This is a genomic window from Flavonifractor sp. DFI.6.63 (genome assembly GCF_024462255.1).
GTDB classification, from domain to species: domain Bacteria; phylum Bacillota; class Clostridia; order Oscillospirales; family Oscillospiraceae; genus Lawsonibacter_A; species Lawsonibacter_A hominis.
Map to the genome: position 1 here is coordinate 25564 of NZ_JANGBE010000010.1, position 22617 is coordinate 48180.

Below are 22617 nucleotides of genomic sequence, written 5' to 3' on the forward strand. Positions count from 1 at the left end.
GCCCTGTGGCGATCCAGCTTTATGACTATCAGCGCGAAGCCCTGGGCCGGATGAAAAACGGGTGCATTCTCTGCGGCGGGGTCGGCTCTGGGAAATCCAGGACCGGCCTCGCTTACTACTATCTGCATGAGGGCGGCCAGCTGGGTACGGATGATTATATTCCGATGAAGAAACCCAGAGATCTCTATATCATCACCACGGCGCACAAACGGGATACCTGCGAATGGCAAGGCGATCTGGCTCCGTTCCTGCTCTCCCCTAATCCGGATGCCAATTATTACAAAAACAAAGTGGTCATTGACTCCTGGAACAACATTACCAAGTATGTGGACGTTAAGAATGCCTTCTTTATATTTGACGAGCAGCGGGTGGTTGGTTACGGCGCCTGGACCAAAGCGTTCCTTAAAATCGTCAAGTCGAATAATTGGATCTTGCTTTCGGCTACGCCCGGCGATACTTGGCAGGATTATATTCCGGTCTTTATCGCAAATGGGTTCTACCGCAATAAGACCGACTTTGTGGATCAGCATGTGATCTATGACTGGCGGGCCAAGTATCCGAAGATTGACGGTTACCGCAATACAGGGCGGTTGATCCGACTTCGGGATAAAATCCTGGTCAACATGGACTTCAAACGGCAGACGGTTTCCCACCATGAGGATGTACGAGTGTCGTATGATATTTCCAAGTATAAGGACATCATGCGGAGCCGGTGGAACCCGTGGGAAGACCGGCCGATTGAGACGGCAGCGGAACTGTGTATGGCGCTCCGCAGAGTCACGAATTCGGATGAGTCCAGAGCAGTCGCGGTATTGGAGTTGCTGGAGGACCACCCCAAAGCCATCATCTTTTACAGCTACGACTACGAGCTGGATATTTTGCGTTCCCTTGGGTATCCGGAGGGCACGGAAATCGCGGAGTGGAATGGGCATAAGCACCAGGAGATCCCCACGGGGGACAAGTGGGTGTACCTCGTTCAATACACCGCCGGCTGCGAGGGGTGGAACTGCATCACCACGGACACCATTATATTTTACTCACAGCAGTATTCCTATAAAGTGGCCACCCAGGCGGCTGGACGGATTGATCGGTTGACCACGCCATACCGGGACCTGAACTACTATCACTTGAAGAGTTTTTCTGGGATCGACCTCGCTATCAGCAAGGCCCTGTCCAAGAAGAAGAACTTCAATGAGGGCAAGTTCGTCGGCTGGGCCACGAAACCGTTGGAGGTGAACCACAATGCCGAGCCGGAAAAGCATCGCAGAGCTGCTTAATCGTCGGAGGAGGCAGATTCTGGTTCATAGCATTATTTACTACAAGATGAACGACAATCTGATTTCGGATAGCACATGGTCGGCATGGGCCACTGAATTGGAGGAGCTGCAAGCCGAGTATCCGGAGATTGCTGCAAAAGTACCCTACGACAAAGAATTCAAGGATTTCGACCACTCCACCGGCATGAACCTGCCATTGAATGACCCTTGGGCGGTCAATAAGGCCCGGCAGTTGATCGCGCTGAAAAACAAGGGTACTTACGGCCAGTATGAACAACTGAAAATTCCAATCTAAAGGAGAAAAACGATGTGCGATGAAACTAAATCTTCGGCAAACTTCGTCACTCATGAAGACCGCATTCGCGCTTTTCATGATTGCATGGCACCTGCTCTGCATCTGTTTCCGCAGGACATCGCTGAGAAGCTGACAGAGAGTGGGTTCTTTACCGCACCGGCAAGCACAAAGTACCATGGAGCCTACGAAGGCGGTCTGTTTGACCACAGCTACAATGTGACTTCCGTGTTGGTCACCCTCAGCCACAATAATAATTTGGAGTGGCAGCGCCCCGACTCTCCGTACATTATCGGCATGTTTCATGATATTTGTAAGCAGGATCAATACCAGCATCCCGTCGACACAACTTTCTATGGTGGGGGTGGTCCGATCCCTCTTGTTGACGAAAGCAAATGGGAATATGACCCAAACTTGCTTCTCAAGGGTCACGGTGACAAATCCGTCATGCTGCTCTCCCAATATTTGCAGCTGACTATGGAGGAAATCCTGTGTATTCGCTATCACATGGGTGCCTTTGTGGATCAGAAGGAGTGGAACGACTATACTCGGGCCATTCATGAGTATCCAAACGTGCTTTGGACGCATACGGCCGATATGATTGCGGCACACATCCTGGAAATTGACAAGTGACATACCTTATTATATTCTACTGAACAAGAGGTGAAAGTACATGCTCGGAGCAATTATCGGCGACATCGTCGGTTCCCGGTTTGAGTGGCATAACCGCAAGTCAAAGGATTTTGAGCTGTTCACAGAACAATGCCGGTTTACGGATGATACCGCTATGACGGTGGCCATTGCCAAGGCTTTGCTGGAATGTGACGGCAAATTCGATTACCTTAGCGATAGAGTCGTGGGGTGCATGCAGGACATTGGACGCAGATACCTGAATTGCGGATTCGGACAGTCCTTCTGGCTGTGGCTTCATAAAGAGAACCCGAAGCCCTATGGGAGTTACGGAAACGGCGCTGCCATGCGGATCAGTCCAGTGTCTTATGTGGCCAGGTCAGAAGGAGAATGCATCGCGATTGCAGATGCGGTGACGCAGGTTACGCACAATCATCCGGAAGGCATGAAAGGGGCAAGGGCTGCGGCTCTGACCGTTTGGGATGCTCGGAACGGAGCCACCAAGCAGATGATCAGAAAAGTGGTGGAAGACCAATATTATATTTTGGATTTCACCATCGACGAGATCAGACCAAAGTATCGCTTTGACGTGAGCTGCCAAGGCTCTGTTCCACAGGCAATCAAGGCGTTTCTGGAGTCTGAGGGCTTCGAGGACACCATTCGGCTTGCAGTTTCTATTGGCGGAGACAGCGACACCATTGCGGCTATTGCCGGGGGAATTGCGGAAGCTTATTACGGCATACCGTATAAGCTCTGGGAAAGAGCTATGGACTATCTGCCCCAGGAGTTTCTTGATATTTTGGGAGATTTTCAAAAGAGATACGGCTGAGAAAATAGACCATCCTCAAATCGAGGGTGGTCTTTCTTTGTCTACTTACAGGAGATAATCTACATGGATAAAACACAGCTTCAGGAGTTCATCAATGCGCTCGGCATGATCGCTGAGACAGCGCTGGTCTTCTATCGAAGCGTTCTAGCGGCCAAAGCGACTCCGGAAGAAGCCATCCGGCTGACTCAGGCGTTTATCGCGGCCACATTATACGGCAATAACAAGAACGATAACTCCGGAAAGGAGTAAGGAAGGAGAAAAAGTTATGACAATCGGTGGATGGATTATATTTGCAATTCTTGCTCTGATGGTTCTCGGATTCGGAATCTGCGGCGCATATCTCATTGAGAACGTTGCGGGGAAAAATCATCAGTAGTCAGAATTATATTTTGGAGGTAAGTTATGGCCGGTTTAAGTATGGACATCAAATTGGAAACTAGGCTCTGCGAGGTAAACGGCGAGTTTGGATATTTCCACTGCTGGGAGCATTGGTCCAATGTAATAGACGCAAGTCCTCTGCGGGGTGGTCATCCCGGAGGCCAGATTGGGCAAGTCTATGGCATTGTGGAGTTTTCCGGAGAGGTCCGAAAAGTCGATCCATCTAAAATTCGTTTCAAAGATGAGACGAACGAGCAATGTAGGAGTTTTAACGATGAAAAAACTTCCGAAAATTTGTAGGGGTTGTGTTCACGCCCACCCAATATATGGAAACCGTGATAAGACTGGCAAACGAACAATCTCCAGTTATTTTTGCTCTGCGAAACATGCTGGATTAAAGAACGGAAAAATCAATCCTGGTCTGAAGCAGTGCGATGATAGACGAAAAAGTTGGTGATATTTCGTGTTTGTTGAAACCGAGTCCATGCGAATAGCCAGACTGGAGCAGATGTTGAAAGCGGCGCTCGATAATGATGATGCTATTGTCTTGGACGAAAACGGCGAACCTTTGATATTTGAACGGAAAGATGCGCCAAAAGAAATAGAGCAACTTCGCCCATTTGGCGAGGTTGACATTTCTCGCGAACTGGAACTGATTAAAGAATATAGGGAGAGTGCGAAATGATTCAGACTGATTTTGAACCCTATTGTGAGGATTGTGCAGATCTAGAACCGGTCGTAGAGAGACTCTATGGTGATGACGGGGTTATTCAGCAGGTCATCGCTTGCGAACATATCCGCCATTGTCGAAAGGTGGCGGAGTTCTACCGAGAGAAAGGAAAGCTCGAATCTGGGAAAGGAGAATGACCGATGTTCATTGTAAAAGACTGCACACGGAACCCTCCTTATACTATGGTAAGCAACGATGCCAAAAATGTCCGTGATATTGTCATCGGTATTACTGGAGACGAAATGGTTGGTGACCATGTGCTTCTCCATCTTGGACATATGACTTTCGGACAATTTTTAGTCTGGGGGCAATTATTCATTATCAAATGTGTTCCGGATGAAGATGTGCAGGCATTATATTTGAAAGGAAAAACGATGTCTAATGCATGGCACCCCTGCCAGTATGTCGATTGCAAATTAGAACATGACGGCTCTTGGATAGATGGAAAGTGGTATGAATGGGAAGACGTTCATGGTAACCGCGAGGTTGCTCGAATGAAGCTTGATGCCATAGACCATTTCTATCCGCATGCCAAAATCATCAAAGAAGAAGACGTCTGTCGTTATAGAGAGTTAGAAGAAGGAGAAGACAATGCTGATCATTAAAACTGAGGAAGACCGTGAGCGCTGCACATCTTGCTATGGTAACCACACCATTGAGTTGACTATGGAAGAAGTTGTGGCCCTGTTTGCGGGGGCAACCCTTGGCGATCCAAACTTTAATGAATATGGAGTCTTCATTCGATTGGAGGGAAATACATAAATAAGTATGAGATCGATTCTGCTTTGCATGATTTAGAAACTCGTCTCGATATTTCAATCAATTTTGATTCTCCAGAATATTCAGAACTTTTGTCCATGCTTGAACAACATGGAGTTGAAAACATCTTCAGCTTGGCCGGAATTATATGCGCTTGTTTAAAAGGAGAAAAATCTGATGCTTAAAATTGAAAACACCGAGGTTCTGGGCTGGGAGCACGCCATCCGCGGGATGCGCAATCCGATGAACTCTTGGGAGAAGAGTGATAGTAATTTATATCATACCTCGGTCTACTTCGACGAATGTAATGAACGGTGGGAAACGGATGGACATCGTTTTATGATTGGCCCTAATGACCTCGACCTTATGACTCGTCTTCGCAATGCCGGCACTGATCACCGGAAATTCATGCGGATGATCGTGGTGTATGCGGATCTGACCGGACCGCTGTACTGGTGGAAAGAATTCGATACATATAAGGTCGGGACTGTTGCGAACTCTTGCTCGACGATGCATAAGATCGCGGCGAAGGAGTTTAGTAGAGACGATTTTTCTTGGGAGCATTTAAGCGGCGATAACTGTGTCCCCGATCATGACTATCAGTCTTCTACTTACATTCTGGACTTAGTAATCGAGTCTTTGAACTTCTGGAGACATGAATATTTGACTGGAGAAGAAACAGGTCTCAAGAAGGATAAAAGGGCATGGTGGCAGATGATCCAGCTGCTCCCCGCCTCCTATAACCAGCGGCGGACGGTCATGCTCAACTATGAAGTGTTGGCCAACATCTACAAGAGCCGGCGGAACCACAAGCTGGATGAGTGGCATACCTTCTGCGATTGGATTGAAGATCTGCCTTATAGCAAACTGATCATGGGTCCGAGCCTAAAAGATATTCCTATCAGCAATGAAATTATGGAAGAGGCAAAGCGAAGAGTCCGTGAGGAACTGAATGCTCAGTGGGACAAGTTTTATGAAATGCACAGCGGCCATAAGAATGCTGATCGCGCCGTGTTCCGAATCCGAAAAGAGGATGTCGATGCTGAAACATGGGGCGCTCTCATGAAGGCAACTCAGGAGGGAAAGTCATTCCATATCTTTGAGGAGGACAAACCTTCCGAGAACTGTTCGGATGGAGCCTGCGACATTAAGTGGTGATGAAAAACAAACTTGATATTTTGGAAGAGCATTTACAGACGTGGACGAAACGGCACCCTTGCTGTTGGTGGCTCCTTCGGAAGTTTGCGGACTTTTGGGTCTTTGTGTTAAAAGTCCATATCTCTATCATGATACTGTACCTACTATTTTGGCGTTAAGGAGGATTGATATTTCGTGGAACGCCGAGATTTTATCAGCTTTTGGAATGAGGCACATACCATTATCGACGACGCCGTAGAAAAGCGCGATCGGTCGGTAGCAATTTATATTTCGCCCGATAGTGGTATGACGCTCAATGTCTATCCCTGGCCGGACGAGGAATCACTTCGAGAGGCTCTGGAGCGCGGCAAAATCACCTACAATGACTATCGCAAAAAGATTGGCCTTGCCCCAGCCACGACTTAATTGACACCCTCCGGCGCACATGGTATGATGAACTCGGATAAGCCAAATCGACTATGCGCAAAAAGTGCAGCTCCTATTATGGAAGGAGGTTGTTAAGCTATGGCTGAACGCAACAATTCTCACCTTCTGGATGGTGGTGATGATCCCATGGGCATGACGGACAACCAGTACAAGGGAATGCTCCTTGACCAGTTAGAAGACTGGCAGGAGGTCCTGGATCTGGCAATCAAGGCCGGGAACACCGAAATCCAGGAAAAGGTCGAGAAACAGATTCGCAAAATCAATGAAAAGCTGAAGTTCTAAACCTCGACCAAAGGGAGAGCCTACGGAAACGTGGGCTCTCTTCTTTTATATTTAGGAGGAATACAAAGATGACACTCCATGAAAAAGTAGTTCTTTCCGCTTATACCGGCATTCTGATGTGCGATATGTCTGAGGTTCATAAGTACATCGAAAAGCTCCTGGGGCGGTCGGTTTGGACGCATGAACTGGCCAGTGAGACCCTGTGGAAGACGATCAAGGAAAAGGCAAAATCCGACTTTCTCAAAATTATTGAGTTGTAGGAGGGCCCAATGCCAAAGATCAATTCGGGAGATAAACTCTATCTATGCGATCGAAAACAATGTGGAGACCGGTGCCACTATCTCGATTGCCGGCATACCACTGATATTTCGCATGCCGTTAATGCCCCCACCTTTCCGGGCGGCTTTGAGGAGATCGGCTGCGGCCCTTATACCTATTTCGTAGAAAGAGGGGTCCATTCTAACGTGAATTGTAACGATTGTGTCTGTGCCCTAGTATGCAAAGAGGCTCAAGACCCGAAGTATCGTAAACAAGTTCAGTCCGGAGAGATTGCCTGCTGTGACTTCCATCCCAGACCGGACGATTCTTTGAAGAATGCCATTTCCGCAGTGGCAAAATTGGATTCTACTTCCGGTGTTCCGCAAAGTGTCTATGTTGTGGAAGAATGTTCGGAGCTTATCAAAGAATGCTCAGAACTTATTAAAATGTTGATGAAAAAGCATCGAAAGAAAGGAAATGATGCGGAAATCATCGATGAAGCCTGCGACGTTCTGACCACAATTCTTGTTATGCTGCACCAATATGGGGTGGATGAGCAGACAATTCGGCAAAACATTATTGCCAAGTGCAGTCGAGCTTTGGAACGGTATGAAAATTCTGGAGAATTATAAGGAGCGCCGCCATGCCTATCAGAGATAACGACCTGCTTGTCTACTTCGGCAAGTATTGTAAATCCTGCAAGCATGAAAAACTGGAGGAGAACGAACCGCCTTGCGACGAGTGCCTGGAGCATCCGGTCAATCTGAATTCCCATAAGCCCATCAATTATGAAGATAAGAACGATTGAGGAGGCCAAGATGAAACTGAAATTTATTGGGGAAGACGGTTCTATGGGATTGCGAACTGGTGAAGTCTATGATACCCGCATCTTCATCAAAGGAGAATGCCTATGGGTCGAATGGAAAGTCAATCTCTACACCGTAAAATCTTGCCCCTATATTTCTACGCAGTCATTTGCACAAAATTGGGAGCTGCCACGATACAATTCTAAATAAGGAGGACCGATATGGCTCAAAAACGAATTAAGATGGTTCAGCATGATATTTTGAACGATCGGATGCGACTTCTCTATGACGACGGAACGCAGGGTATTCTGAAGTATGGAGAAGTCGTTTCTCGTTCTAAGGCACCCATCAGTCTTCAGCCGGAGAGCTTTGTCGGGCTCACGCTCAAGCAGGCCAAGATGAAACTTGGTATTAAGAATTGAGGTGCCCCGATGAGTCAACAATATGATTTATATTTGAAAAAGCATAAAGCAAATGTGAAAAAGGGCTTTGATTGGCTTCAGACCAACATGCCTTGGCTGTTTGAAGGCCGACCGAGTGCCGCTTGGCAAACCGAATTTGAACACGACGCCTCCAAGTCAAACCCCGACGAGTACGAGGCCTATGACGCTTACTTCTACGGCGGCAACCGCTCTCACGCCATTGTGGAGGCGTTTAATCGGGCTTGGCTTCTACATATCCACCGCAATCCTCACCATTGGCAGCACTGGGTCCTGATCAACGACGACCCCGGTGAAGGCGAAGTCCTATTGGAGATGCCCTACAATTATATTATTGAGATGATCTGCGACTGGTGGGCCTTCAGCTGGGAGAAAGGTGACCTGAGTGAGATCTTCTCCTGGTATGATGACCACCAGGCCTACATCAAACTTCACCCCAAAACCCGAGCGACAGTGGAAGATATTCTCTGGGAGCTCCGGGGCCGGCTTGGGTTCAATGTCCTGGCTCACCACGGCGTCAAGGGCCAAAAGTGGGGTGTGCGCAATGGGCCACCGTATCCTATTGACAGATTGAAAAATGCCGGTGGGCAGAGTATAATTGCGGTTGAACATACCGAACTGACCGGACCGCCAAATGGAATCACACAGACGACGAATGGTAAGGGCGGAATCGATCGTAATTACTACGACGGTGCTGGCAAGCAAACAAAACAAATTAGCAATAACGATCATGGGCACCCTAAGCAACATGGCTTTGGAAAACACGGCGAACACGCCCATGATTATATTTATGACGAAAACGGCGACTTAATTGAGCGTCCTATTCGAGATTTGACAGACGAAGAACGAGAGGAGAATGATGATATTTTATGACGATTCAGGAACTTAAAGACCATCTTACCAATTTGGTCGGTCATGTCACTTTCATCTATAACGGTTTCTCCTGCGGCATTGATCCTCTGGCGAAAGATCTATTTGAGGTATGGTGCGGAGACGATGCCTTTTCTGTCAGCTCTGTCGATGAGGTTTTGAATGACGAACTCTTTGACGGAAGATCGCTGACGGATATTTGGGACGATGTGACTGATTTGGACTTCTAAATCTCGCAGGAAAGGAGAAAAACTGTGATAACTATTCAAGGGCAATACAACACTGCTATTTGCTACACCAATGAGCTGGAAGGAGCGGCTCGGGAGCAGATTCAGGCAGTGTGTGACCGGCCCGAGTTTGCGGGCTGTAAAATCCGTATCATGCCCGATGTGCACGCCGGAAAAGGCTGTACCATTGGCACGACTATGACCATCCGGGATAAAATCGTCCCCGGTATGGTGGGTGTGGACATTGGCTGCGGCATGGAAACGGTGGAGTTGGCCGAACGTGAAATCGACTACGCCAAGCTGGACGCGCTGATCCGGGAGAAGATTCCCTATGGCCGGGAAATTCGTGATATTCCCCACTCTCTTAACTCCGAAATCGACTTGACCCAGCTCCGGTGCGCTGACCAGATCAATCTTGACCGAGCGGTTCGCAGCATCGGCTCTTTGGGTGGTGGTAACCACTTTATTGAGGTAGACCAAGCCGGGGACGGACGGCTGTTTCTGGTCGTCCACTCCGGGAGCCGGCACCTCGGAACGGAAGTGGCCGACTACTATCAGAATGAGGGACGCCGCGCACTCTGGGGCGGAGCCAAGCATCAGATCCAGGAGACCATCGCAAAGCTCAAAGCTGAAGGACGGCTCCAGGAGATCCAGAAGACCATTACAGCGCTGAAGAAGGAACATGAGCTGGATATCCCCAAAGACCTCGCTTACGTGGAGGGAAAACTGTTTGACGACTACATCCACGATATGAAGTTGACGCAGCAGTTCGCCGTACTCAATCGAAAAGCCATGGTGGACGTTATCCTAGATGGTATGGGTCTCACTGCCGTAGATATTTTCACCACTATCCACAACTACATTGATACGGACGCCATGATTCTTCGGAAGGGCTCTGTTTCTGCCAAGAAGGGAGAAAAGTTGCTCATTCCTATCAACATGCGGGATGGCAGCTTGATCTGCATTGGCACGGGGAATGAGGAGTGGAACTGCTCTGCTCCGCACGGAGCCGGGCGCCTCATGAGCCGTCGAGCAGCACTCAATATGCTTTCCATAGAAGAGTTCCAGAATGAGATGAAGGGCATCTACACAACTTGCGTAGTGCCTGACACCTTGGACGAGTCCCCGATGGCCTACAAGAGCATAGAGGAGATCGTTTCCCAAATCGGCCCCACTGCAATCATCGTGGAGCGCATCCACCCCGTTTACAACTTCAAAGCCTCGGATTAAACCAAATACGAAAAAAAAGAATGCCTCGAATTGTGTAGCAGCAGTTCGGGGCATTTATATTTTCTGGAAAGGAGCGGCATGAAAGGGATTTATAAAAGACCAGTTAGTTGTTCCCCTTGCATCGACATGGATTGGATGACCCCTGAAAGCTGTGCCGAGTGTGAGCGATTGCGACGTGAAGAGGTCGATATTTTACAGCTCGGCGTTGGGCTCTTCGCAAACAAGGCGGTTGTCAAGCGACCGGACGGCACACTGGCAACAGTTTCGCTTAATGAACTCACTATTACGGATTGATATTTTGAAAAGGAGAAACACACATGGATGAGATGAATGTAAAAGCAGTTGAGACTACGGAAAACAAAGAGTCCCGGCCGAAGATCATCGCGGTGGATTTCGACGGCTGTCTGGTCACAAACAAGTTCCCGGAGGTCGGCGATCCGATCAACAAGACCATCTCTCGGCTCAAGCAGGAGCAAGCCAATGGCGCCAAGGTCATCCTCTGGACCAATCGAGTCGGAGAGGCTTTGGAAAAGGCGCTGGCATTCTGCAAAGAGCAGGGTATCCATCTGGACGCGGTCAATGAGAATCTGCCGGAGATCATCAAGGCCTTTGGGGGCGATACCAGAAAGATATTCGCCAATGAGTATTGGGATGACCGGGCGGTCTACATGGCCGAGGAAGAAGATTCCTGGGCTGCTCAGGAGGTTGCCCTTGCCTGTCAGAGTGAGCGGGAGGCTTCGGAGGGTACGGACGACTGGGCCTATGGCGTGCTCTGCTATGAGAGCGCCCTTCGGGCTTATCAAACGCTGGCCCGAGATGGCCACTCCGGATTCAGTATCCAGATCACCAAGAGCATTCTAAACCGCCTGATCGATGGTAAGTGTCTGACCCCCATCGAAGACACTCCGGATATTTGGAGCGATATCACCGGCGAGTGTAGCTGGAAAGAAGGGTATCAGAAGTACCAGTGTAAACGTATGTCCTCCCTGTTCAAAGAAATCGCTCCGGACGGGACGGCTACTTATTCCGATATAGACCGGGTTTGCGGCATCAACGTCAACTATCCTAGTGCGGCGTTTAGTAATGGGATGATGACTCGTCTTATCGACACGATCTTCCCTATTACCATGCCCTATCTGCCCTCTACCAAGAAGTATCGCGTCTTCTCCGAGGACTTCCTGGTTGACCCAAAGAATGGCGACTATGATACTGTCGCTTATCTTTATATTCTCACACCCGACGATAAGCGGATCGAGCTGAACCGTTACTTCAAAGAAGAGGATGGTAAGATGGTCCCCATCGAGAAAGCTGAGTATGAGGAGAGAAAGGCCAAACGGGTGAAGAAAAAATGAAGCATGGCTGGGATGACATTTTGCGTTTTCTATTCAATGCTGTTTTGATCCTGGCCATCATCGGTCTTCTATTCCTCGTGAAATTACTCTTTGACTTTGTGAGGTGGGTACTGTGAAAAATTTTGACACGGTTTTGGTCGGCTTTGACCACAGCCACGGCGACCCCGCGGTATTGATCGTCGGGCGGAAAGCACCTGGCGATAATGTTCGCATCATCAACCAGTTCCAAGGCAAAGAGGCTGAGGAACTGTATCAGAAACTTGTTGGGGAGGAATAAAAATGCTTGAGAAAAGGCTTGGCAAAATTGACTTTGCTGAGTTTGGTACTATGCGAGATTATTCATTTCAACTGGGGCTCCAACTTGGGTTCTCGATGTCTGGCAGTGGCGTTATGGATGCTGGTAAATATACGGTGAATATGTCTCCCGACTGCCACTGGGAAATGGAAACTCGCAACAGCAATCTTGCAGAATCCCTTGACCACGTGACTAGAATCCTCAAGGATGCAAAGGTGAACTATGTTTCCGAGTTGCTTGGAAAACCTGTCGAAGTAACTTTGGAAGATGGCGTGTTTAAGGACTTCCGAATTCTTACGGAGGTTCTTTGATATTTGAAGGAGGAGAAAAAGCATGACTATCGGCGGTTGGATTGCATTTGTGTTATTTGCGGCACTCATTTTATGTGCCGGCATCGCGGGCGCGTGTCTGATTGAGAACGTCCTCGGAAAGATTATCAGTGTGGCGGTTGCCATTCTGCTGATTTTGGGATTGTTCTTCGGTATGCGCTGGTACTTCCAGAACACCGCATCTGGCCAGCGGGCCATGACGGATCAGAAAAGCGATTTAGACAATGGACTCGAACGGACGGTGACAATTTATACAGCCGACGGAGAGATCATTGCACAGTACACCGGGAAAATTGATATAGAGGGCAATGACGGCGGCTATGTTCTCTTTGACTATGAGGGGAAGCGCTATACCTATTACAACTGCTTTGTAGAGTCCATCGCTGAAATCAGGCCTTGATATTTTCGGAAAAGGAGAAAACATGAAACGCATTTACGTCGGCGCACTCTTGTGCGCTATTTTGTCGTTAGGGCTATTGACTGGGTGCGACCAAGGCGTTGCTCGCTCTTTTGGTGGCGATATGACTTTGGAACTGGAACCCGGCCAAAAACTGGAGATGATCACTTGGAAAGATGATTCTTTGTGGTATCTCACTCGGCCAATGCAAGATGGAGAGGAGCCGGAAACACATACTTTCCAACAGTCATCCGAGTTCGGAGTGTTTGAGGGCACCGTGACTATCGTTGAGTCTGCTGAGGAGTAGTTCACATTGATATCTGAAAAAGGAGAAAGACCGAACTATGAAGGAGAAGTTTACCAAGAAACTATTTGGGAAATCATCGCCTAAGTCATGGAAGCCTCCCTACCCCTCTTCTCCTGTGCAAAAAGTCCCCCAACCTCAAGCATCAAATTCTGAAACCACTCAGAGAAAACTCAGTCCACGGGAACGATTTGAGCCGATTATTTCCAGGCCCATAGAACTGGAAAAGGTAACCCTTCACCTTCATGATGCAGATGGTGAACGCGAAATCAAAACCTGCTATGGCGATATTTATAAAATCGTCAATGCTCTGATGGATTATGCCAGACTGCTGGAATTGGCCTGTGATGAGTGGGGATTGGAAGGGTTCCATCGTGCCACTTATGAATATCATGCTGAAAAGCTTCGCGCCATTGCGAAAAAGTATCAAGCCGGGATCGGCTATGATTACGACGCGACTTTGGTTAGGTGCGAAGCGAAAAAGAAAAAGCCGCATAAGGACGATGACATAGGCGGCGACGCTATGGAACTGGCACTTAAACAGGCACGTCGCCAAGCTCAAAAGGAGGAAAAAACACCATGACAGTCTACATCGCCGGGAGACAGACAGGTAAAACTGTATTTCTGATTCAGCAATCCGCAAGAACCGGCGCTGTCATTGTAGCACCGACCTACCAGATGGTGGGGTATATCGACCGTATGGCTCGCGACCTCGGTTTGCAGATCCCGCCTCCTATTACTGTCGCCGATTGGATTCGAGGCCTCGTCCGCCAGCGCGAAGGCCATGACAAAACTTATCTGGTTGACGAGCTGCAAATGATGCTGCACCAGCTGAATGTTGAGGCCGCAACGCTGGATGAAAATTATAAGGAGATGGTTCGTATGTTCGGAGTAAAAGAAACCTGCTGCACTAAATGCGGCCATAGGGATGTGTGCCAATACAAAGAGGAGTATTTGGCGGCCCAGGCTGCTGTGGATGAAGTCAGTGTCAACTTACCCTCAAAGGGTGACAAGTCTATCAGAAGCATTCGGCTTCGGGATATTTCCTGGATCGAGCCGACAGAGCTGAAGTGCCGTTATTTCCATCAGAGTACAGGAACAGTTCGGTAATCGGAATCCGGGAGGAAAACCTGATGCTTGAGAAAACGCTGATTGATCTTGCGCATCGCCATTTTGAAATTATGTGGAGATATGAAGCAATGACCAACTCCATCATTGTCCATATGGAAAAACGATACAAGCAGCAGTGGCATAAACAAAATTACCGGGTTACGTTTAGAGAAATCGGTTGCTCCGGCGGCTTTGAAGTGTTTATGACCATGCTTCTCAAACACTTAGCCGATGAAACAGACCGAACGATCAAAGTGAACTGCAATTCAGATTGATATTTTGAAAGGAGAAATCTGTTTATGAATGAGAAAGTGATGCGCCATAAGACAATCTGCGATGAGCTGAATAGCTTGTACGAGCGGAAGAACCATGACTATGGCGACAGTTTCCACCAGACCTTCGTAGAAGAGGGTTTAGCCATGACCCGGATTCGGCTGGGGGACAAGTTCTCCCGGTTCAAAACTCTTTCCCGCCTTTCTGCAAATGACGCCGGCCAGCAGCGGGTCACTGATGAGTCTATTCGGGACACTTTGATGGATCTGGCCAACTATGCCATTATGACCATTCTGGAGATGGATATGGAGAAGGGGGCAAAAATGCTTGACCCCAATGCCGCCTGTATGGCGATTGAGCGCTTGCGAAGCCCGCAATGATATTTTAGGAGGTAAAAATCATGCGTAGTCTGCTGAGAAATATGGCCAAGGCCGAGATGGTTCGTCGCGGCTATCCCAAAGTGAACCGCCAAATGCATCGTCTTTACGGTGATTGGCGTAGTCTTATCGGGGCGTACCCGACCAGCCTTACCACGGGCAAACCAATGGCAAAGAATTTCCATGGTAAGAAGAAGTATCCGAAGGGACACACTTATCACCTCTTTGTGTACTGAACAAAATTGATATTTTCAAGGAGGGGGACTCACGATTCTATGTGGAAACGAGAACTGCTGAAAAACAAACTCTATGCTCTGCTGCTGGTTGGGCTCTCTTTACCAATCATGTTTCTCGATGGGGACGCGACTGCGACAGTTTTGATGCTGTTCTTCGCCGTCCCCATGTTCTTTGCTAAGGAAAACTGGATTATGGGAGGCACCTATGTAACTCAAGAAAGCCGGAGGAAAAGTGTACGGCGCTGTACTTACCGCAGCGGAGAAAAAAGCGATGGATTTAGAGATCCAGCGGGAACTGGCCGAGTACGACAGAAAACACATCGCCGAAATCGATGCGACCATTCTGTGGGTGCTGCATGAACAATTTGGGTTCGGGGCTCAGCGGCTCCGAACCTATTACGATGCCTTCCACGACCGCATCAAGGAGCTGGTCAGCCGATATGAGATGGAGGACCAGGATGATATTTGGCTCTGTACCCAGATGCTGAAGCGGATTGGTGTCGACATTGAGGCGTGGCATAAGGAGAGCGACTATGGGACTTGACGCTTTTGGAAGAATGGTGCGGGATATCCGCCTGGTTCGGGCGCTCCTGCTCTATGACATGGCAAAGGATCTTGATATTTCTCCGGCTGAGTTGTCTGCCATCGAATGCGGAAGAAAAAATGTTCCAGACTGGTTCGTCTCTAAACTACAAGAAACATACGGTATCAGCGATATGCACGCTCAATCGCTTATCAAATATATGAATGAACGGGGTGATAAAAATTGTCCTGGAATGATCGAAAAAACGCAGAGGGCTACTCAGACCCCACAGCCTACCAAGCTCTGAAGAACATGGATGCCGAGGAGGAGCGGTTCCATAAGCTGCTCTATGCCATCTTTGATATTTGTGAGTTGGCGGACTTTGAGATTGAGGGGCGGATTGTTCTGGTGGACAAGCGCTCCGGAAAGGTTTGGAGGTGATGAGATTTGGGCCTATCCAGACTTGTAGCAAAATGTAGGGCGTGTCCATATGTATCCACCTGCGAACATAAGCAGATGGAGGCGCTTGGATATTTACCGATGTCGGAGCCGACGGTTGAGATTCGGACAGACCGGTCAGTTCAGATCGACAACCTTTTAACTGCACTCAACTGCTGTTATACCAATATGCAAGCAGGCGTTTCCAAGTCCCAAAATAATATTCGAGAGGTGATGACTCATGACCATGGAAGAGATTCTGGCGGTTGTTCAAAAGATCAAGGATGCTTGGGTGGCATTTGGCCAGTCGATGGCGGAGGCTGCACAGGCACTTGAGGATATGTTTCGCAACCTTGGAGAGAGCGATGAACTCTGGCCTAAGCGGAATGGGATACCTCCGAAAAAGTATGGCATGTCTCTTCATCGGCGGGTTCGTCCAGCTCCTCCTCGCTACCAGTTTGTCCCCGTGGCACCTCGAACTCGGCCTTACCAGCGGCGTGCATTTTGAGGAACAAACCTAGTCAGAGATTGATATTTTGTGTGTAGATAGGTGGCGAAGAAGTACAGAAGGGTACGGACGACACTGATTAGACCCTTAATATTTGGGGGGAGAACGGTATAGCCGGGTAGCGAAGGGTACGGACGTCTCCAATTTTGAAGCAGGATTCGACCTGAAAATAGGCCAAAAGCTGCTACTATTACTGTTAGTAGCAGGTCAATTTTGGGGCGTTTTGCTGGCCACTTTTAGTCCGAAAACTGGCCATTTGCCCACTTTTGTTTCGGAACTGGCCAGAAACCTTTTGATTCTTGCACGAAAAAAGGACCGAAAATGACGAAAAATTGGCCATTTGCCCACTTTCTGCCCACTTTTATTTTCAAAAGTGGCCAGGCTGAAACCGTTGCGCCCCAAGGGTTTGCGGGTTTTCTGGCCACTTTCCCACTTTTTCTCTTCACTTAAATGCGAAAAAAAATATTAAAATTTATATATAAGTGGAAGAAAAAAGTGGCCAACTGGCCAGCTGCTACTATCAGCGCCTCAAAATGTCGTTCGCGGCTATAAAAATACTCTTTCCATTCAAAACTTAATGTGCTATACTGACAATGCCACACAGTTTCATATATTTTTTAGTCTACGGGGAAAATACTTTGGCAAAAGGTGTTTTCTCTCTTCCTCGTTATGCCCGTAGGCTAAAATGAGATTGTGTGGCAACAATGGAGAGATTCGCTTTTGCAAGAGTGCGTCTCTTCATTGGGGCGCACTCTTTTATTTTGCTCAAAGGAGGGATTGCCGATGGCCAAATCAAAGAAGCCGAACGGTAACATCGGTGGTACGCTTGGATTTGTCGCCGGAATTGTCGGCGCCGTGACTCCGCTTGCCGTCGAGCTTATCGACCGGATTCCCAAAAAGGAAGAACTCGCCCCTTCTGAAGAATTGATATTTATGCCGGAGCTCTGCTCTAAGAAGTTTCCTCTAAAATTGGACGAGGCAAAAGAACTTTTGGATAGCCGCGGTCTAAAAGCACTGCCTATCGAGGTTCGCTTTCGGGATGCGTGCGTCAAATACAAAGACTGCTTTGAACTCCAGGTAGTTGGCTCTGACCGCAAACCAAACTCGAAGCTAAAACCCGGAGACACTGTGATTGTGCAGTATGTGACCCAGGAAGTCATCGACGAGAGCCGGCGGATATTTGAAGAGACCGAGCAGCAGAAGGCCGCGTTGAAACAGGAGCGAGCAATCAAGCGAGCTGAACAGGTGGAGCGTGCCAAAGCCGTCGCAGGCGATACCGCCGCTAAAGCAAGAGCCGGTGTCGAGAAAATAGTCCACCGTGACGTCAAGAAAAAGAAAGAACTTGGAAAGGAGAACTCCCATGAGCAGGAATAGCGGAAAGAAACGGGGTACGGCCGGGCTGATCTTGGACGTTATCCTCACCCTTTGTACCGGAGGTCTCTGGCTGATTTGGATTCTGATCCGGTATCTGCGGAACAACAGCTGATGAACACAACATTGATATTTTACGCTTAGCCGGGACGCTTGTGGGTGTCTCGGCTCTTTTCATTTCCGCTGAAAATGCAGTCCCCTTTATGGGAGGCGATAGTATGAAACTCAACATTGGAAACTCGACCCAAATATTGATGACGTTTACCATGTCGATGGTGGCGGCGATTGGAAGTGCTGCCGGCGCCACGATCTGGCAATCGTTTGGCAAACCAAAGGTCGAGAAGATTGCTGAGGAAAATAGTAAGCCGAAACGAAAAATTGGATTTATCATTGAAGATTAGAGCCGTCATCCGCGGCTCTTTTCTTTTTGCTCCAAATTGATATTTTAGGGCTGTTTTTCTTTCCGCAAAAAAAACAGACTCTTTTATGGAGAGGAGAGAGATATGTCGCGCATATCCTATTCTTTCTATCACTTTTATCGGAAAGGAGGCCGTTTCGTGGCCAGAAGCGCAAGATTGGAAAGTGGTTTTCAGGACCGGCTTATTGCCAATTTGAAAACGATATTTCCCGGCTGTATGGTTTTTAAGATGGATCAGCGCCAGGGCATCCCCGACCTGCTCATTCTTTATGGAAAGAAATGGGCCTCCCTTGAGTGTAAGAAATCTGCACGCGCTAAGAGACAGCCAAACCAAGAATATTATGTTGGGAAGATGAACGAGATGTCTTTCTCCAGATTCATTTCCCCGGAGAACAAGGAGGAAGTGCTGGATGAACTTCGCAAAACACTCCAACCTTGAGGGGCAGCATGCCTTTCTTAGCGCCAGTGGCTATCACTGGATCAATTACTCAGAAGATAAGCTCGCCGACGCTTACGCCAAATACCGGGCGGCTCAGCGTGGGACGGCTCTTCACGCTTTTGCGGCCCAATGCATCAAACTGGGTCAGCGACTGCCAAAATCTCAGAAGACGTTGAACATGTATGTGAACGACGCCATTGGGTATAAGATGACCCCGGAACAAATCCTGTATTATTCTCCAAACTGTTTCGGGACCGCCGACGCCATTTCCTTTCGGAAAGATATTCTTCGGATTCACGATCTGAAGACCGGCGAGGCCCCGACGCATATGGAACAGCTTATGGTTTATGCGGCCCTCTTCTGTTTGGAGTATGACTACAAGCCAAACGAGATTGAGATGGAGTTGCGTATTTATCAGAACGATACCGTCCTTTACCACAAGCCTACCATCGAGGATATTTTCCCCATCATGGACCGCATTGTTACCTTCGACAAAATCATCAACAGTATCAAGGAAGAGGAGGAATAAGCCATGGACCCCATTGTGGATGATATTTTGATGCACTATGGCGTCAAGAGGCGCTCTGGGCGCTACCCCTGGGGTTCTGGCGAGAACCCTTATCAACACGGCGGAGACTTCCTGGCCCGTGTGGAAGAACTTGAGGCGCTTGGCAAATCTCAAAAGGAAATTGCTGAGGAGCTGAAGATGTCTACCACCGATCTCCGTATGCAGGTTCGTGTGGCGAAACATGAACGGCGCGCCTTACAGGCAGAGCGAGCGAAGTCCCTTCGGGAAGAGGGAAAGACACTGGACGAGATCGCCAAGATCATGGGGTATAATAATGACTCCTCTGTCCGTGCCCTGCTCAACGAGAACACCGCGAGCAATAAAAACAAGGCTCTTGCCACCGCCGAGGCTCTGAAGAAGGAGCTGGCGGTCAAAGGGGCTCTTGACGTGGGCGAGGGTGTGGAGCAGCAGCTTGGCGTGTCCAAAGGCGTACTCCAGGAGGCGCTATTCATTCTGGAGACCGAGGGCTATAACCGCTATGGTGTCGGCGTCCCTCAGGTAAACGACCCGAAGAAACGGACTATCACGCCGGTTATCTCCGTTCCTGACATTGAGCAGCGTGATGCTTACCAGAACCTGGACATCATCAAGTCGGTAGGCGACTATCATTCTGCTGACGGAGGTGCGTCTTGGGATAAGCGGGAATATCCGGCCAGCATTGATTCCGGTCGGGTGAAGATTCGCTATGGCGACGAAGGTGGCACCTCCAAGGATGGCGTTATTGAACTTCGCCGTGGTGTGGCAGACCTCGACTTGGGGGATTCTCACTATGCTCAGGTTCGCATCCTTGTGGACGGGACTCATTATCTAAAAGGCATGGCCATGTATTCTGATGATATGCCGGATGGTGCAGACATCGTGTTCAACACGAACAAACATTCCGGAACGCCAAAGATGGATGTCTTAAAGAAAATTCAGGATGCCCCCGATAACCCCTTTGGCGCGTTCATCAAGGCCAATGGTCAAAGTTACTACCCTGACCCGAATGGTAAGTACACCGATCCCATCACCGGAGAAAAGAAGTCCCTATCCGCCATCAACAAGCTGAAGGAAGAGGGAGACTGGGACAAGATGAGCAAGAACTTATCCTCCCAATTTCTTTCTAAGCAGCCCATCAAGTTGATTCAGAAGCAGCTCGACTTGACTTATGCCGATGCCGCCGATGAATTCGCGGAAATTTGCTCTCTCAATAACCCCACCATCAAGCGGAAACTGCTGATGGACTTTGCAGACGAATGCGATTCCGCAGTTGTCCATTTGAAAGCGGCGGCCCTCCCCCGGCAGAGTACGCAAGTGATCCTCCCCATCACCAAAATGAAGGAGACGGAGATTTATGCCCCCAACTACCGGAACGGAGAGAAGGTCGTCCTGATTCGTTACCCCCATGGGGGTACGTTTGAGATCCCGGAGCTGACGGTCAACAATAAAAATCAGTCGGCGATCTCAATTCTGGGCAAGAACATCCGTGACGCCGTCGGCATCAATCCGAAGGTGGCGGAGCGATTGTCCGGAGCGGACTTTGACGGCGATCAGGTGGTGGTCATCCCCGTGGGCGGAAAGGTGTCGGTGAAATCCACCCCCGCCTTGGATGGTTTGAAGGATTTCGACCCAAAAGTTGAATACTCCACCGAGGGAAAGACTGGTGTCCGGCTCCTCTCAAAAGCCGCCACCCAGATAGAGATGGGTAAAATCTCCAACCTCATCACGGATATGACCTTAAAAGGGGCCCCCGAGGAGGAAATTACTAAGGCCGTCAAGCATAGCATGGTGGTCATCGATGCGGCTAAGCATAAGCTTGACTATAAGCGGTCGGAAGTAGAGAACGACATCCCCACCCTCCGCAAACGGTGGCAAGGGTACACGGACCCCGAAACCGGAAAGGAAGTGGGCGGGGCATCCACCCTGCTCTCCAGACGGAAGCAAAGCGTCGACGTTCCGGAGCGTCAGGGCAGCGGCCGTATCGACAAGGAGACGGGAAAGGTCATCTACAAGGAATCCGGGCGTACTTATGTGGACCCGAAGTCTGGTAAAACAATTCCGGCCACGACAAAGATTAAGCTCTTGGAGAAGGTCGACGATGTTCGGACCCTGTCTTCCGGCACTGTCCAGGAAGATGCCTATGCTGACTACGCAAATCGTATGAAGGCACTTGCCAATCGGGCAAGGCTTGAATACTTAGCGACGCCCACGTTGGTTCGTAATGCCAGTGCAGCAAAGGCTTATGCGCCTGAAGTTACCAGATTGACCAGTGCGTTGAAGACTGCTCAGCTTAACGCTCCTCGTGAACGTGAGGCTCAGCGTATTGCCAATGCGCAAGTTAAGGCAAAGATTCAGGCTAACAACATTACCGACAAAGACGAAATCTCAAAGATTCGTCGCTCCGCAATTAGCGACGCTCGTGTGACGACTGGAGCAAGCGGGAAAGGAACGCGCATTACAATCTCTGATGGAGAATGGGAAGCAATTCAGGCTGGCGCAATTTCTGATACAACCTTGAAAGAGATTCTTCGTTACTCTGATCCCGATGTCGTCCGGGAACGCGCAACCCCAAGAGCATCGACGCAGTTGTCGACTGCTCGCATCAATCGCATCAAGGCAATGGCAAACTCTGGCTGTACCAATGCCGAGATTGCTGATGCTTTGAACCTTTCATCTTCTGTTGTTTCCAAGTATCTCAATGAGTAAGAAAGGAAGTGAGAGCGAATGGAAACGTGTATGCTTACAACGACCGACAACCCGTATGACCCCTTTACCCAGTATGAAGCCTGGTATCGGTTTGACGAAGACAACGGGTATCACTCCTGCGCTTTCTTGGCGCGTATCGCCCGTACTTCCGATCAGCTCTCTGAGCAGGAGAACATGGAAGAAATCGAGCGAGCCATTAACGACATCATCAAGTATGACCCCTTGGGGATCTATAAAAAGGTGAAGCGGAAGCTGAAACCCGAGCCTGCCGTGACCATGTGACCCCCAAAAGCCTATAAAACCAGGAAAAAGAAATGTTCTCTGATTCAGAGCGCATTTCTTTTTGTCATTTTAGAGAAAAAATTCTGAAATGACGACCAGATTTAGGGTTCAAGGTGTGTT

41 protein-coding genes and 1 pseudogene are annotated in these 22617 nt (G+C 48.9%); all 42 read left to right on the top strand.

Features of this window, described 5'->3' with window-relative positions; translation table 11 throughout:
- Window positions 1-5: 5 nt before the first annotated feature.
- The 42 genes and pseudogenes from NE547_RS07200 to NE547_RS07405 all read left to right on the top strand — a co-directional run bounded on the left by NE547_RS07200 (window position 6) and on the right by NE547_RS07405 (window position 22497).
- On the top strand, window positions 6-1277 hold the full coding sequence (locus tag NE547_RS07200; protein WP_009258469.1) for a hypothetical protein: 1272 nt from the start codon (window positions 6-8) through the stop codon (window positions 1275-1277).
- Window positions 1243-1572 (top strand): hypothetical protein, encoded by a 330-nt coding sequence (locus NE547_RS07205; RefSeq protein WP_238068176.1) that lies wholly within the window; start codon window positions 1243-1245, stop codon window positions 1570-1572. The genes NE547_RS07200 and NE547_RS07205 overlap by 35 nt, the downstream gene beginning before the upstream one ends.
- Before the next feature lie 12 nt (window positions 1573-1584).
- The gene (locus tag NE547_RS07210) at window positions 1585-2202 is read left to right on the top strand and encodes a hypothetical protein (RefSeq protein ID WP_238068174.1); all 618 of its coding nucleotides are present in this window, start codon (window positions 1585-1587) and stop codon (window positions 2200-2202) included.
- Window positions 2203-2242: 40 nt separating this feature from the next.
- Window positions 2243-3028 carry an ADP-ribosylglycohydrolase family protein gene (locus tag NE547_RS07215; RefSeq protein ID WP_195328389.1) on the top strand — a complete coding sequence of 262 codons (786 nt, stop codon included), beginning with the start codon at window positions 2243-2245 and terminating at the stop codon, window positions 3026-3028.
- 63 nt (window positions 3029-3091) lie between these two features.
- Window positions 3092-3277: a hypothetical protein gene (locus tag NE547_RS07220; protein WP_195328387.1), complete on the top strand. Its 186-nt coding sequence runs from the start codon at window positions 3092-3094 to the stop codon at window positions 3275-3277.
- A gap of 592 nt (window positions 3278-3869) precedes the next feature.
- Window positions 3870-4091 carry a hypothetical protein gene (locus NE547_RS07225; protein WP_195328385.1) on the top strand — a complete coding sequence of 74 codons (222 nt, stop codon included), beginning with the start codon at window positions 3870-3872 and terminating at the stop codon, window positions 4089-4091.
- On the top strand, window positions 4088-4273 hold the full coding sequence (locus tag NE547_RS07230; RefSeq protein WP_195328383.1) for a hypothetical protein: 186 nt from the start codon (window positions 4088-4090) through the stop codon (window positions 4271-4273). The genes NE547_RS07225 and NE547_RS07230 overlap by 4 nt, the downstream gene beginning before the upstream one ends.
- Window positions 4274-4276: 3 nt before the next feature.
- On the top strand, window positions 4277-4741 hold the full coding sequence (locus tag NE547_RS07235; protein ID WP_195328381.1) for a hypothetical protein: 465 nt from the start codon (window positions 4277-4279) through the stop codon (window positions 4739-4741).
- A complete protein-coding gene (locus NE547_RS07240; protein ID WP_195328379.1) occupies window positions 4728-4898 on the top strand; it encodes a hypothetical protein in 171 nt (56 codons plus the stop codon). The genes NE547_RS07235 and NE547_RS07240 overlap by 14 nt, the downstream gene beginning before the upstream one ends.
- Window positions 4899-5072: 174 nt before the next feature.
- A pseudogene (locus NE547_RS07245) lies at window positions 5073-5762 on the top strand (hypothetical protein); the annotation flags it as partial.
- A 465-nt stretch (window positions 5763-6227) separates the two neighbouring features.
- Window positions 6228-6458 (top strand): hypothetical protein, encoded by a 231-nt coding sequence (locus NE547_RS07250; protein ID WP_195328376.1) that lies wholly within the window; start codon window positions 6228-6230, stop codon window positions 6456-6458.
- 99 nt (window positions 6459-6557) lie between these two features.
- On the top strand, window positions 6558-6761 hold the full coding sequence (locus NE547_RS07255) for a hypothetical protein (RefSeq protein ID WP_009258481.1): 204 nt from the start codon (window positions 6558-6560) through the stop codon (window positions 6759-6761).
- Window positions 6762-6829: 68 nt separating this feature from the next.
- On the top strand, window positions 6830-7021 hold the full coding sequence (locus tag NE547_RS07260; protein WP_225123359.1) for a hypothetical protein: 192 nt from the start codon (window positions 6830-6832) through the stop codon (window positions 7019-7021).
- A gap of 9 nt (window positions 7022-7030) precedes the next feature.
- Window positions 7031-7651: a hypothetical protein gene (locus tag NE547_RS07265; RefSeq protein WP_195328373.1), complete on the top strand. Its 621-nt coding sequence runs from the start codon at window positions 7031-7033 to the stop codon at window positions 7649-7651.
- 11 nt (window positions 7652-7662) lie between these two features.
- Window positions 7663-7827, top strand: a complete 165-nt coding sequence (locus NE547_RS07270) for a hypothetical protein (protein ID WP_195328371.1) — start codon at window positions 7663-7665, stop codon at window positions 7825-7827.
- A 10-nt stretch (window positions 7828-7837) separates the two neighbouring features.
- The gene (locus NE547_RS07275; RefSeq protein ID WP_195328369.1) at window positions 7838-8035 is read left to right on the top strand and encodes a hypothetical protein; all 198 of its coding nucleotides are present in this window, start codon (window positions 7838-7840) and stop codon (window positions 8033-8035) included.
- An 11-nt stretch (window positions 8036-8046) separates the two neighbouring features.
- On the top strand, window positions 8047-8247 hold the full coding sequence (locus NE547_RS07280; RefSeq protein WP_195328367.1) for a hypothetical protein: 201 nt from the start codon (window positions 8047-8049) through the stop codon (window positions 8245-8247).
- Window positions 8248-8256: 9 nt separating this feature from the next.
- Window positions 8257-9138: a DUF5662 family protein gene (locus NE547_RS07285; protein ID WP_225123358.1), complete on the top strand. Its 882-nt coding sequence runs from the start codon at window positions 8257-8259 to the stop codon at window positions 9136-9138.
- Entirely contained in the window at window positions 9135-9365 is a 231-nt protein-coding gene (locus NE547_RS07290; protein ID WP_195328365.1) for a hypothetical protein, read from the top strand. Before NE547_RS07285 ends, NE547_RS07290 begins: the two co-directional genes overlap by 4 nt.
- A gap of 24 nt (window positions 9366-9389) precedes the next feature.
- A complete protein-coding gene (locus NE547_RS07295; protein WP_195328362.1) occupies window positions 9390-10592 on the top strand; it encodes an RtcB family protein in 1203 nt (400 codons plus the stop codon).
- 78 nt (window positions 10593-10670) lie between these two features.
- The gene (locus tag NE547_RS07300) at window positions 10671-10886 is read left to right on the top strand and encodes a hypothetical protein (protein WP_195328360.1); all 216 of its coding nucleotides are present in this window, start codon (window positions 10671-10673) and stop codon (window positions 10884-10886) included.
- 23 nt (window positions 10887-10909) lie between these two features.
- Window positions 10910-11944, top strand: coding sequence for a hypothetical protein (locus tag NE547_RS07305; RefSeq protein ID WP_195328359.1), 1035 nt, complete (start codon window positions 10910-10912; stop codon window positions 11942-11944).
- Window positions 11945-12056: 112 nt separating this feature from the next.
- The gene (locus tag NE547_RS07310) at window positions 12057-12221 is read left to right on the top strand and encodes a hypothetical protein (protein ID WP_195328357.1); all 165 of its coding nucleotides are present in this window, start codon (window positions 12057-12059) and stop codon (window positions 12219-12221) included.
- A gap of 2 nt (window positions 12222-12223) precedes the next feature.
- Window positions 12224-12550, top strand: coding sequence for a hypothetical protein (locus NE547_RS07315; protein WP_195328355.1), 327 nt, complete (start codon window positions 12224-12226; stop codon window positions 12548-12550).
- Window positions 12551-12572: 22 nt separating this feature from the next.
- On the top strand, window positions 12573-12968 hold the full coding sequence (locus tag NE547_RS07320) for a hypothetical protein (RefSeq protein ID WP_195328353.1): 396 nt from the start codon (window positions 12573-12575) through the stop codon (window positions 12966-12968).
- Between the two features lie 22 nt (window positions 12969-12990).
- A complete protein-coding gene (locus NE547_RS07325) occupies window positions 12991-13272 on the top strand; it encodes a hypothetical protein (protein WP_195328351.1) in 282 nt (93 codons plus the stop codon).
- Between the two features lie 37 nt (window positions 13273-13309).
- Window positions 13310-13852, top strand: coding sequence for a hypothetical protein (locus NE547_RS07330; RefSeq protein ID WP_195328350.1), 543 nt, complete (start codon window positions 13310-13312; stop codon window positions 13850-13852).
- Window positions 13849-14379, top strand: a complete 531-nt coding sequence (locus NE547_RS07335; protein ID WP_195328348.1) for a hypothetical protein — start codon at window positions 13849-13851, stop codon at window positions 14377-14379. Before NE547_RS07330 ends, NE547_RS07335 begins: the two co-directional genes overlap by 4 nt.
- A 23-nt stretch (window positions 14380-14402) precedes the next feature.
- Window positions 14403-14654: a hypothetical protein gene (locus tag NE547_RS07340; protein WP_195309091.1), complete on the top strand. Its 252-nt coding sequence runs from the start codon at window positions 14403-14405 to the stop codon at window positions 14652-14654.
- Window positions 14655-14678: 24 nt separating this feature from the next.
- The gene (locus tag NE547_RS07345; RefSeq protein ID WP_195328346.1) at window positions 14679-15032 is read left to right on the top strand and encodes a nucleotide modification associated domain-containing protein; all 354 of its coding nucleotides are present in this window, start codon (window positions 14679-14681) and stop codon (window positions 15030-15032) included.
- Window positions 15033-15052: 20 nt separating this feature from the next.
- Window positions 15053-15265, top strand: coding sequence for a hypothetical protein (locus NE547_RS07350; protein WP_195328344.1), 213 nt, complete (start codon window positions 15053-15055; stop codon window positions 15263-15265).
- A 271-nt stretch (window positions 15266-15536) separates the two neighbouring features.
- The gene (locus tag NE547_RS07355; RefSeq protein ID WP_238068172.1) at window positions 15537-15809 is read left to right on the top strand and encodes a hypothetical protein; all 273 of its coding nucleotides are present in this window, start codon (window positions 15537-15539) and stop codon (window positions 15807-15809) included.
- On the top strand, window positions 15799-16095 hold the full coding sequence (locus NE547_RS07360) for a helix-turn-helix transcriptional regulator (RefSeq protein WP_172694864.1): 297 nt from the start codon (window positions 15799-15801) through the stop codon (window positions 16093-16095). Before NE547_RS07355 ends, NE547_RS07360 begins: the two co-directional genes overlap by 11 nt.
- A 5-nt stretch (window positions 16096-16100) precedes the next feature.
- Entirely contained in the window at window positions 16101-16229 is a 129-nt protein-coding gene (locus tag NE547_RS07365; RefSeq protein ID WP_256175190.1) for a hypothetical protein, read from the top strand.
- A 238-nt stretch (window positions 16230-16467) separates the two neighbouring features.
- Window positions 16468-16734 carry a hypothetical protein gene (locus NE547_RS07370; protein WP_195328342.1) on the top strand — a complete coding sequence of 89 codons (267 nt, stop codon included), beginning with the start codon at window positions 16468-16470 and terminating at the stop codon, window positions 16732-16734.
- 783 nt (window positions 16735-17517) lie between these two features.
- Window positions 17518-18108 carry a hypothetical protein gene (locus NE547_RS07375; protein ID WP_195328340.1) on the top strand — a complete coding sequence of 197 codons (591 nt, stop codon included), beginning with the start codon at window positions 17518-17520 and terminating at the stop codon, window positions 18106-18108.
- A complete protein-coding gene (locus NE547_RS07380) occupies window positions 18095-18220 on the top strand; it encodes a hypothetical protein (RefSeq protein ID WP_256175192.1) in 126 nt (41 codons plus the stop codon). The genes NE547_RS07375 and NE547_RS07380 overlap by 14 nt, the downstream gene beginning before the upstream one ends.
- A gap of 103 nt (window positions 18221-18323) precedes the next feature.
- Window positions 18324-18506, top strand: coding sequence for a hypothetical protein (locus tag NE547_RS07385; RefSeq protein ID WP_055178666.1), 183 nt, complete (start codon window positions 18324-18326; stop codon window positions 18504-18506).
- A gap of 156 nt (window positions 18507-18662) precedes the next feature.
- Window positions 18663-18962, top strand: coding sequence for a hypothetical protein (locus NE547_RS07390; protein WP_242957253.1), 300 nt, complete (start codon window positions 18663-18665; stop codon window positions 18960-18962).
- Window positions 18934-19491, top strand: a complete 558-nt coding sequence (locus tag NE547_RS07395) for a DUF2800 domain-containing protein (RefSeq protein WP_195328338.1) — start codon at window positions 18934-18936, stop codon at window positions 19489-19491. Before NE547_RS07390 ends, NE547_RS07395 begins: the two co-directional genes overlap by 29 nt.
- A 3-nt stretch (window positions 19492-19494) precedes the next feature.
- Window positions 19495-22215 (top strand): winged helix-turn-helix transcriptional regulator, encoded by a 2721-nt coding sequence (locus tag NE547_RS07400; RefSeq protein WP_238068170.1) that lies wholly within the window; start codon window positions 19495-19497, stop codon window positions 22213-22215.
- A gap of 18 nt (window positions 22216-22233) precedes the next feature.
- Window positions 22234-22497, top strand: a complete 264-nt coding sequence (locus NE547_RS07405) for a hypothetical protein (RefSeq protein ID WP_055178660.1) — start codon at window positions 22234-22236, stop codon at window positions 22495-22497.
- Window positions 22498-22617 lie beyond the last annotated feature (120 nt).

Excerpts from the sequence above, each read along its gene's own strand:
- NE547_RS07260 (WP_225123359.1), top strand. The coding sequence starts at position 6,830 with ATGACACTCCATGAAAAAGTAGTTCTTTCCGCTTATACCGGCATTCTG.
- NE547_RS07350 (WP_195328344.1), top strand. The coding sequence starts at position 15,053 with ATGCGTAGTCTGCTGAGAAATATGGCCAAGGCCGAGATGGTTCGTCGC.
- NE547_RS07215 (WP_195328389.1), top strand. The coding sequence starts at position 2,243 with ATGCTCGGAGCAATTATCGGCGACATCGTCGGTTCCCGGTTTGAGTGG.
- NE547_RS07235 (WP_195328381.1), top strand. The coding sequence starts at position 4,277 with ATGTTCATTGTAAAAGACTGCACACGGAACCCTCCTTATACTATGGTA.
- NE547_RS07405 (WP_055178660.1), top strand. The coding sequence starts at position 22,234 with ATGGAAACGTGTATGCTTACAACGACCGACAACCCGTATGACCCCTTT.
- NE547_RS07315 (WP_195328355.1), top strand. The coding sequence starts at position 12,224 with ATGCTTGAGAAAAGGCTTGGCAAAATTGACTTTGCTGAGTTTGGTACT.
- NE547_RS07360 (WP_172694864.1), top strand. The coding sequence starts at position 15,799 with ATGGGACTTGACGCTTTTGGAAGAATGGTGCGGGATATCCGCCTGGTT.
- NE547_RS07205 (WP_238068176.1), top strand. The coding sequence starts at position 1,243 with ATGCCGAGCCGGAAAAGCATCGCAGAGCTGCTTAATCGTCGGAGGAGG.
- NE547_RS07285 (WP_225123358.1), top strand. The coding sequence starts at position 8,257 with ATGAGTCAACAATATGATTTATATTTGAAAAAGCATAAAGCAAATGTG.
- NE547_RS07340 (WP_195309091.1), top strand. The coding sequence starts at position 14,403 with ATGCTTGAGAAAACGCTGATTGATCTTGCGCATCGCCATTTTGAAATT.
- NE547_RS07275 (WP_195328369.1), top strand. The coding sequence starts at position 7,838 with ATGAAACTGAAATTTATTGGGGAAGACGGTTCTATGGGATTGCGAACT.
- NE547_RS07270 (WP_195328371.1), top strand. The coding sequence starts at position 7,663 with ATGCCTATCAGAGATAACGACCTGCTTGTCTACTTCGGCAAGTATTGT.
- NE547_RS07380 (WP_256175192.1), top strand. The coding sequence starts at position 18,095 with ATGAGCAGGAATAGCGGAAAGAAACGGGGTACGGCCGGGCTGATCTTG.
- NE547_RS07255 (WP_009258481.1), top strand. The coding sequence starts at position 6,558 with ATGGCTGAACGCAACAATTCTCACCTTCTGGATGGTGGTGATGATCCC.
- NE547_RS07365 (WP_256175190.1), top strand. The coding sequence starts at position 16,101 with ATGGATGCCGAGGAGGAGCGGTTCCATAAGCTGCTCTATGCCATCTTT.
- NE547_RS07395 (WP_195328338.1), top strand. The coding sequence starts at position 18,934 with ATGAACTTCGCAAAACACTCCAACCTTGAGGGGCAGCATGCCTTTCTT.
- NE547_RS07385 (WP_055178666.1), top strand. The coding sequence starts at position 18,324 with ATGAAACTCAACATTGGAAACTCGACCCAAATATTGATGACGTTTACC.
- NE547_RS07220 (WP_195328387.1), top strand. The coding sequence starts at position 3,092 with ATGGATAAAACACAGCTTCAGGAGTTCATCAATGCGCTCGGCATGATC.
- NE547_RS07345 (WP_195328346.1), top strand. The coding sequence starts at position 14,679 with ATGAATGAGAAAGTGATGCGCCATAAGACAATCTGCGATGAGCTGAAT.
- NE547_RS07300 (WP_195328360.1), top strand. The coding sequence starts at position 10,671 with ATGAAAGGGATTTATAAAAGACCAGTTAGTTGTTCCCCTTGCATCGAC.
- NE547_RS07280 (WP_195328367.1), top strand. The coding sequence starts at position 8,047 with ATGGCTCAAAAACGAATTAAGATGGTTCAGCATGATATTTTGAACGAT.
- NE547_RS07355 (WP_238068172.1), top strand. The coding sequence starts at position 15,537 with ATGGATTTAGAGATCCAGCGGGAACTGGCCGAGTACGACAGAAAACAC.
- NE547_RS07330 (WP_195328350.1), top strand. The coding sequence starts at position 13,310 with ATGAAGGAGAAGTTTACCAAGAAACTATTTGGGAAATCATCGCCTAAG.
- NE547_RS07335 (WP_195328348.1), top strand. The coding sequence starts at position 13,849 with ATGACAGTCTACATCGCCGGGAGACAGACAGGTAAAACTGTATTTCTG.
- NE547_RS07290 (WP_195328365.1), top strand. The coding sequence starts at position 9,135 with ATGACGATTCAGGAACTTAAAGACCATCTTACCAATTTGGTCGGTCAT.
- NE547_RS07325 (WP_195328351.1), top strand. The coding sequence starts at position 12,991 with ATGAAACGCATTTACGTCGGCGCACTCTTGTGCGCTATTTTGTCGTTA.
- NE547_RS07210 (WP_238068174.1), top strand. The coding sequence starts at position 1,585 with ATGTGCGATGAAACTAAATCTTCGGCAAACTTCGTCACTCATGAAGAC.
- NE547_RS07230 (WP_195328383.1), top strand. The coding sequence starts at position 4,088 with ATGATTCAGACTGATTTTGAACCCTATTGTGAGGATTGTGCAGATCTA.
- NE547_RS07305 (WP_195328359.1), top strand. The coding sequence starts at position 10,910 with ATGGATGAGATGAATGTAAAAGCAGTTGAGACTACGGAAAACAAAGAG.
- NE547_RS07240 (WP_195328379.1), top strand. The coding sequence starts at position 4,728 with ATGCTGATCATTAAAACTGAGGAAGACCGTGAGCGCTGCACATCTTGC.
- NE547_RS07320 (WP_195328353.1), top strand. The coding sequence starts at position 12,573 with ATGACTATCGGCGGTTGGATTGCATTTGTGTTATTTGCGGCACTCATT.
- NE547_RS07400 (WP_238068170.1), top strand. The coding sequence starts at position 19,495 with ATGGACCCCATTGTGGATGATATTTTGATGCACTATGGCGTCAAGAGG.
- NE547_RS07265 (WP_195328373.1), top strand. The coding sequence starts at position 7,031 with ATGCCAAAGATCAATTCGGGAGATAAACTCTATCTATGCGATCGAAAA.
- NE547_RS07370 (WP_195328342.1), top strand. The coding sequence starts at position 16,468 with ATGACCATGGAAGAGATTCTGGCGGTTGTTCAAAAGATCAAGGATGCT.
- NE547_RS07375 (WP_195328340.1), top strand. The coding sequence starts at position 17,518 with ATGGCCAAATCAAAGAAGCCGAACGGTAACATCGGTGGTACGCTTGGA.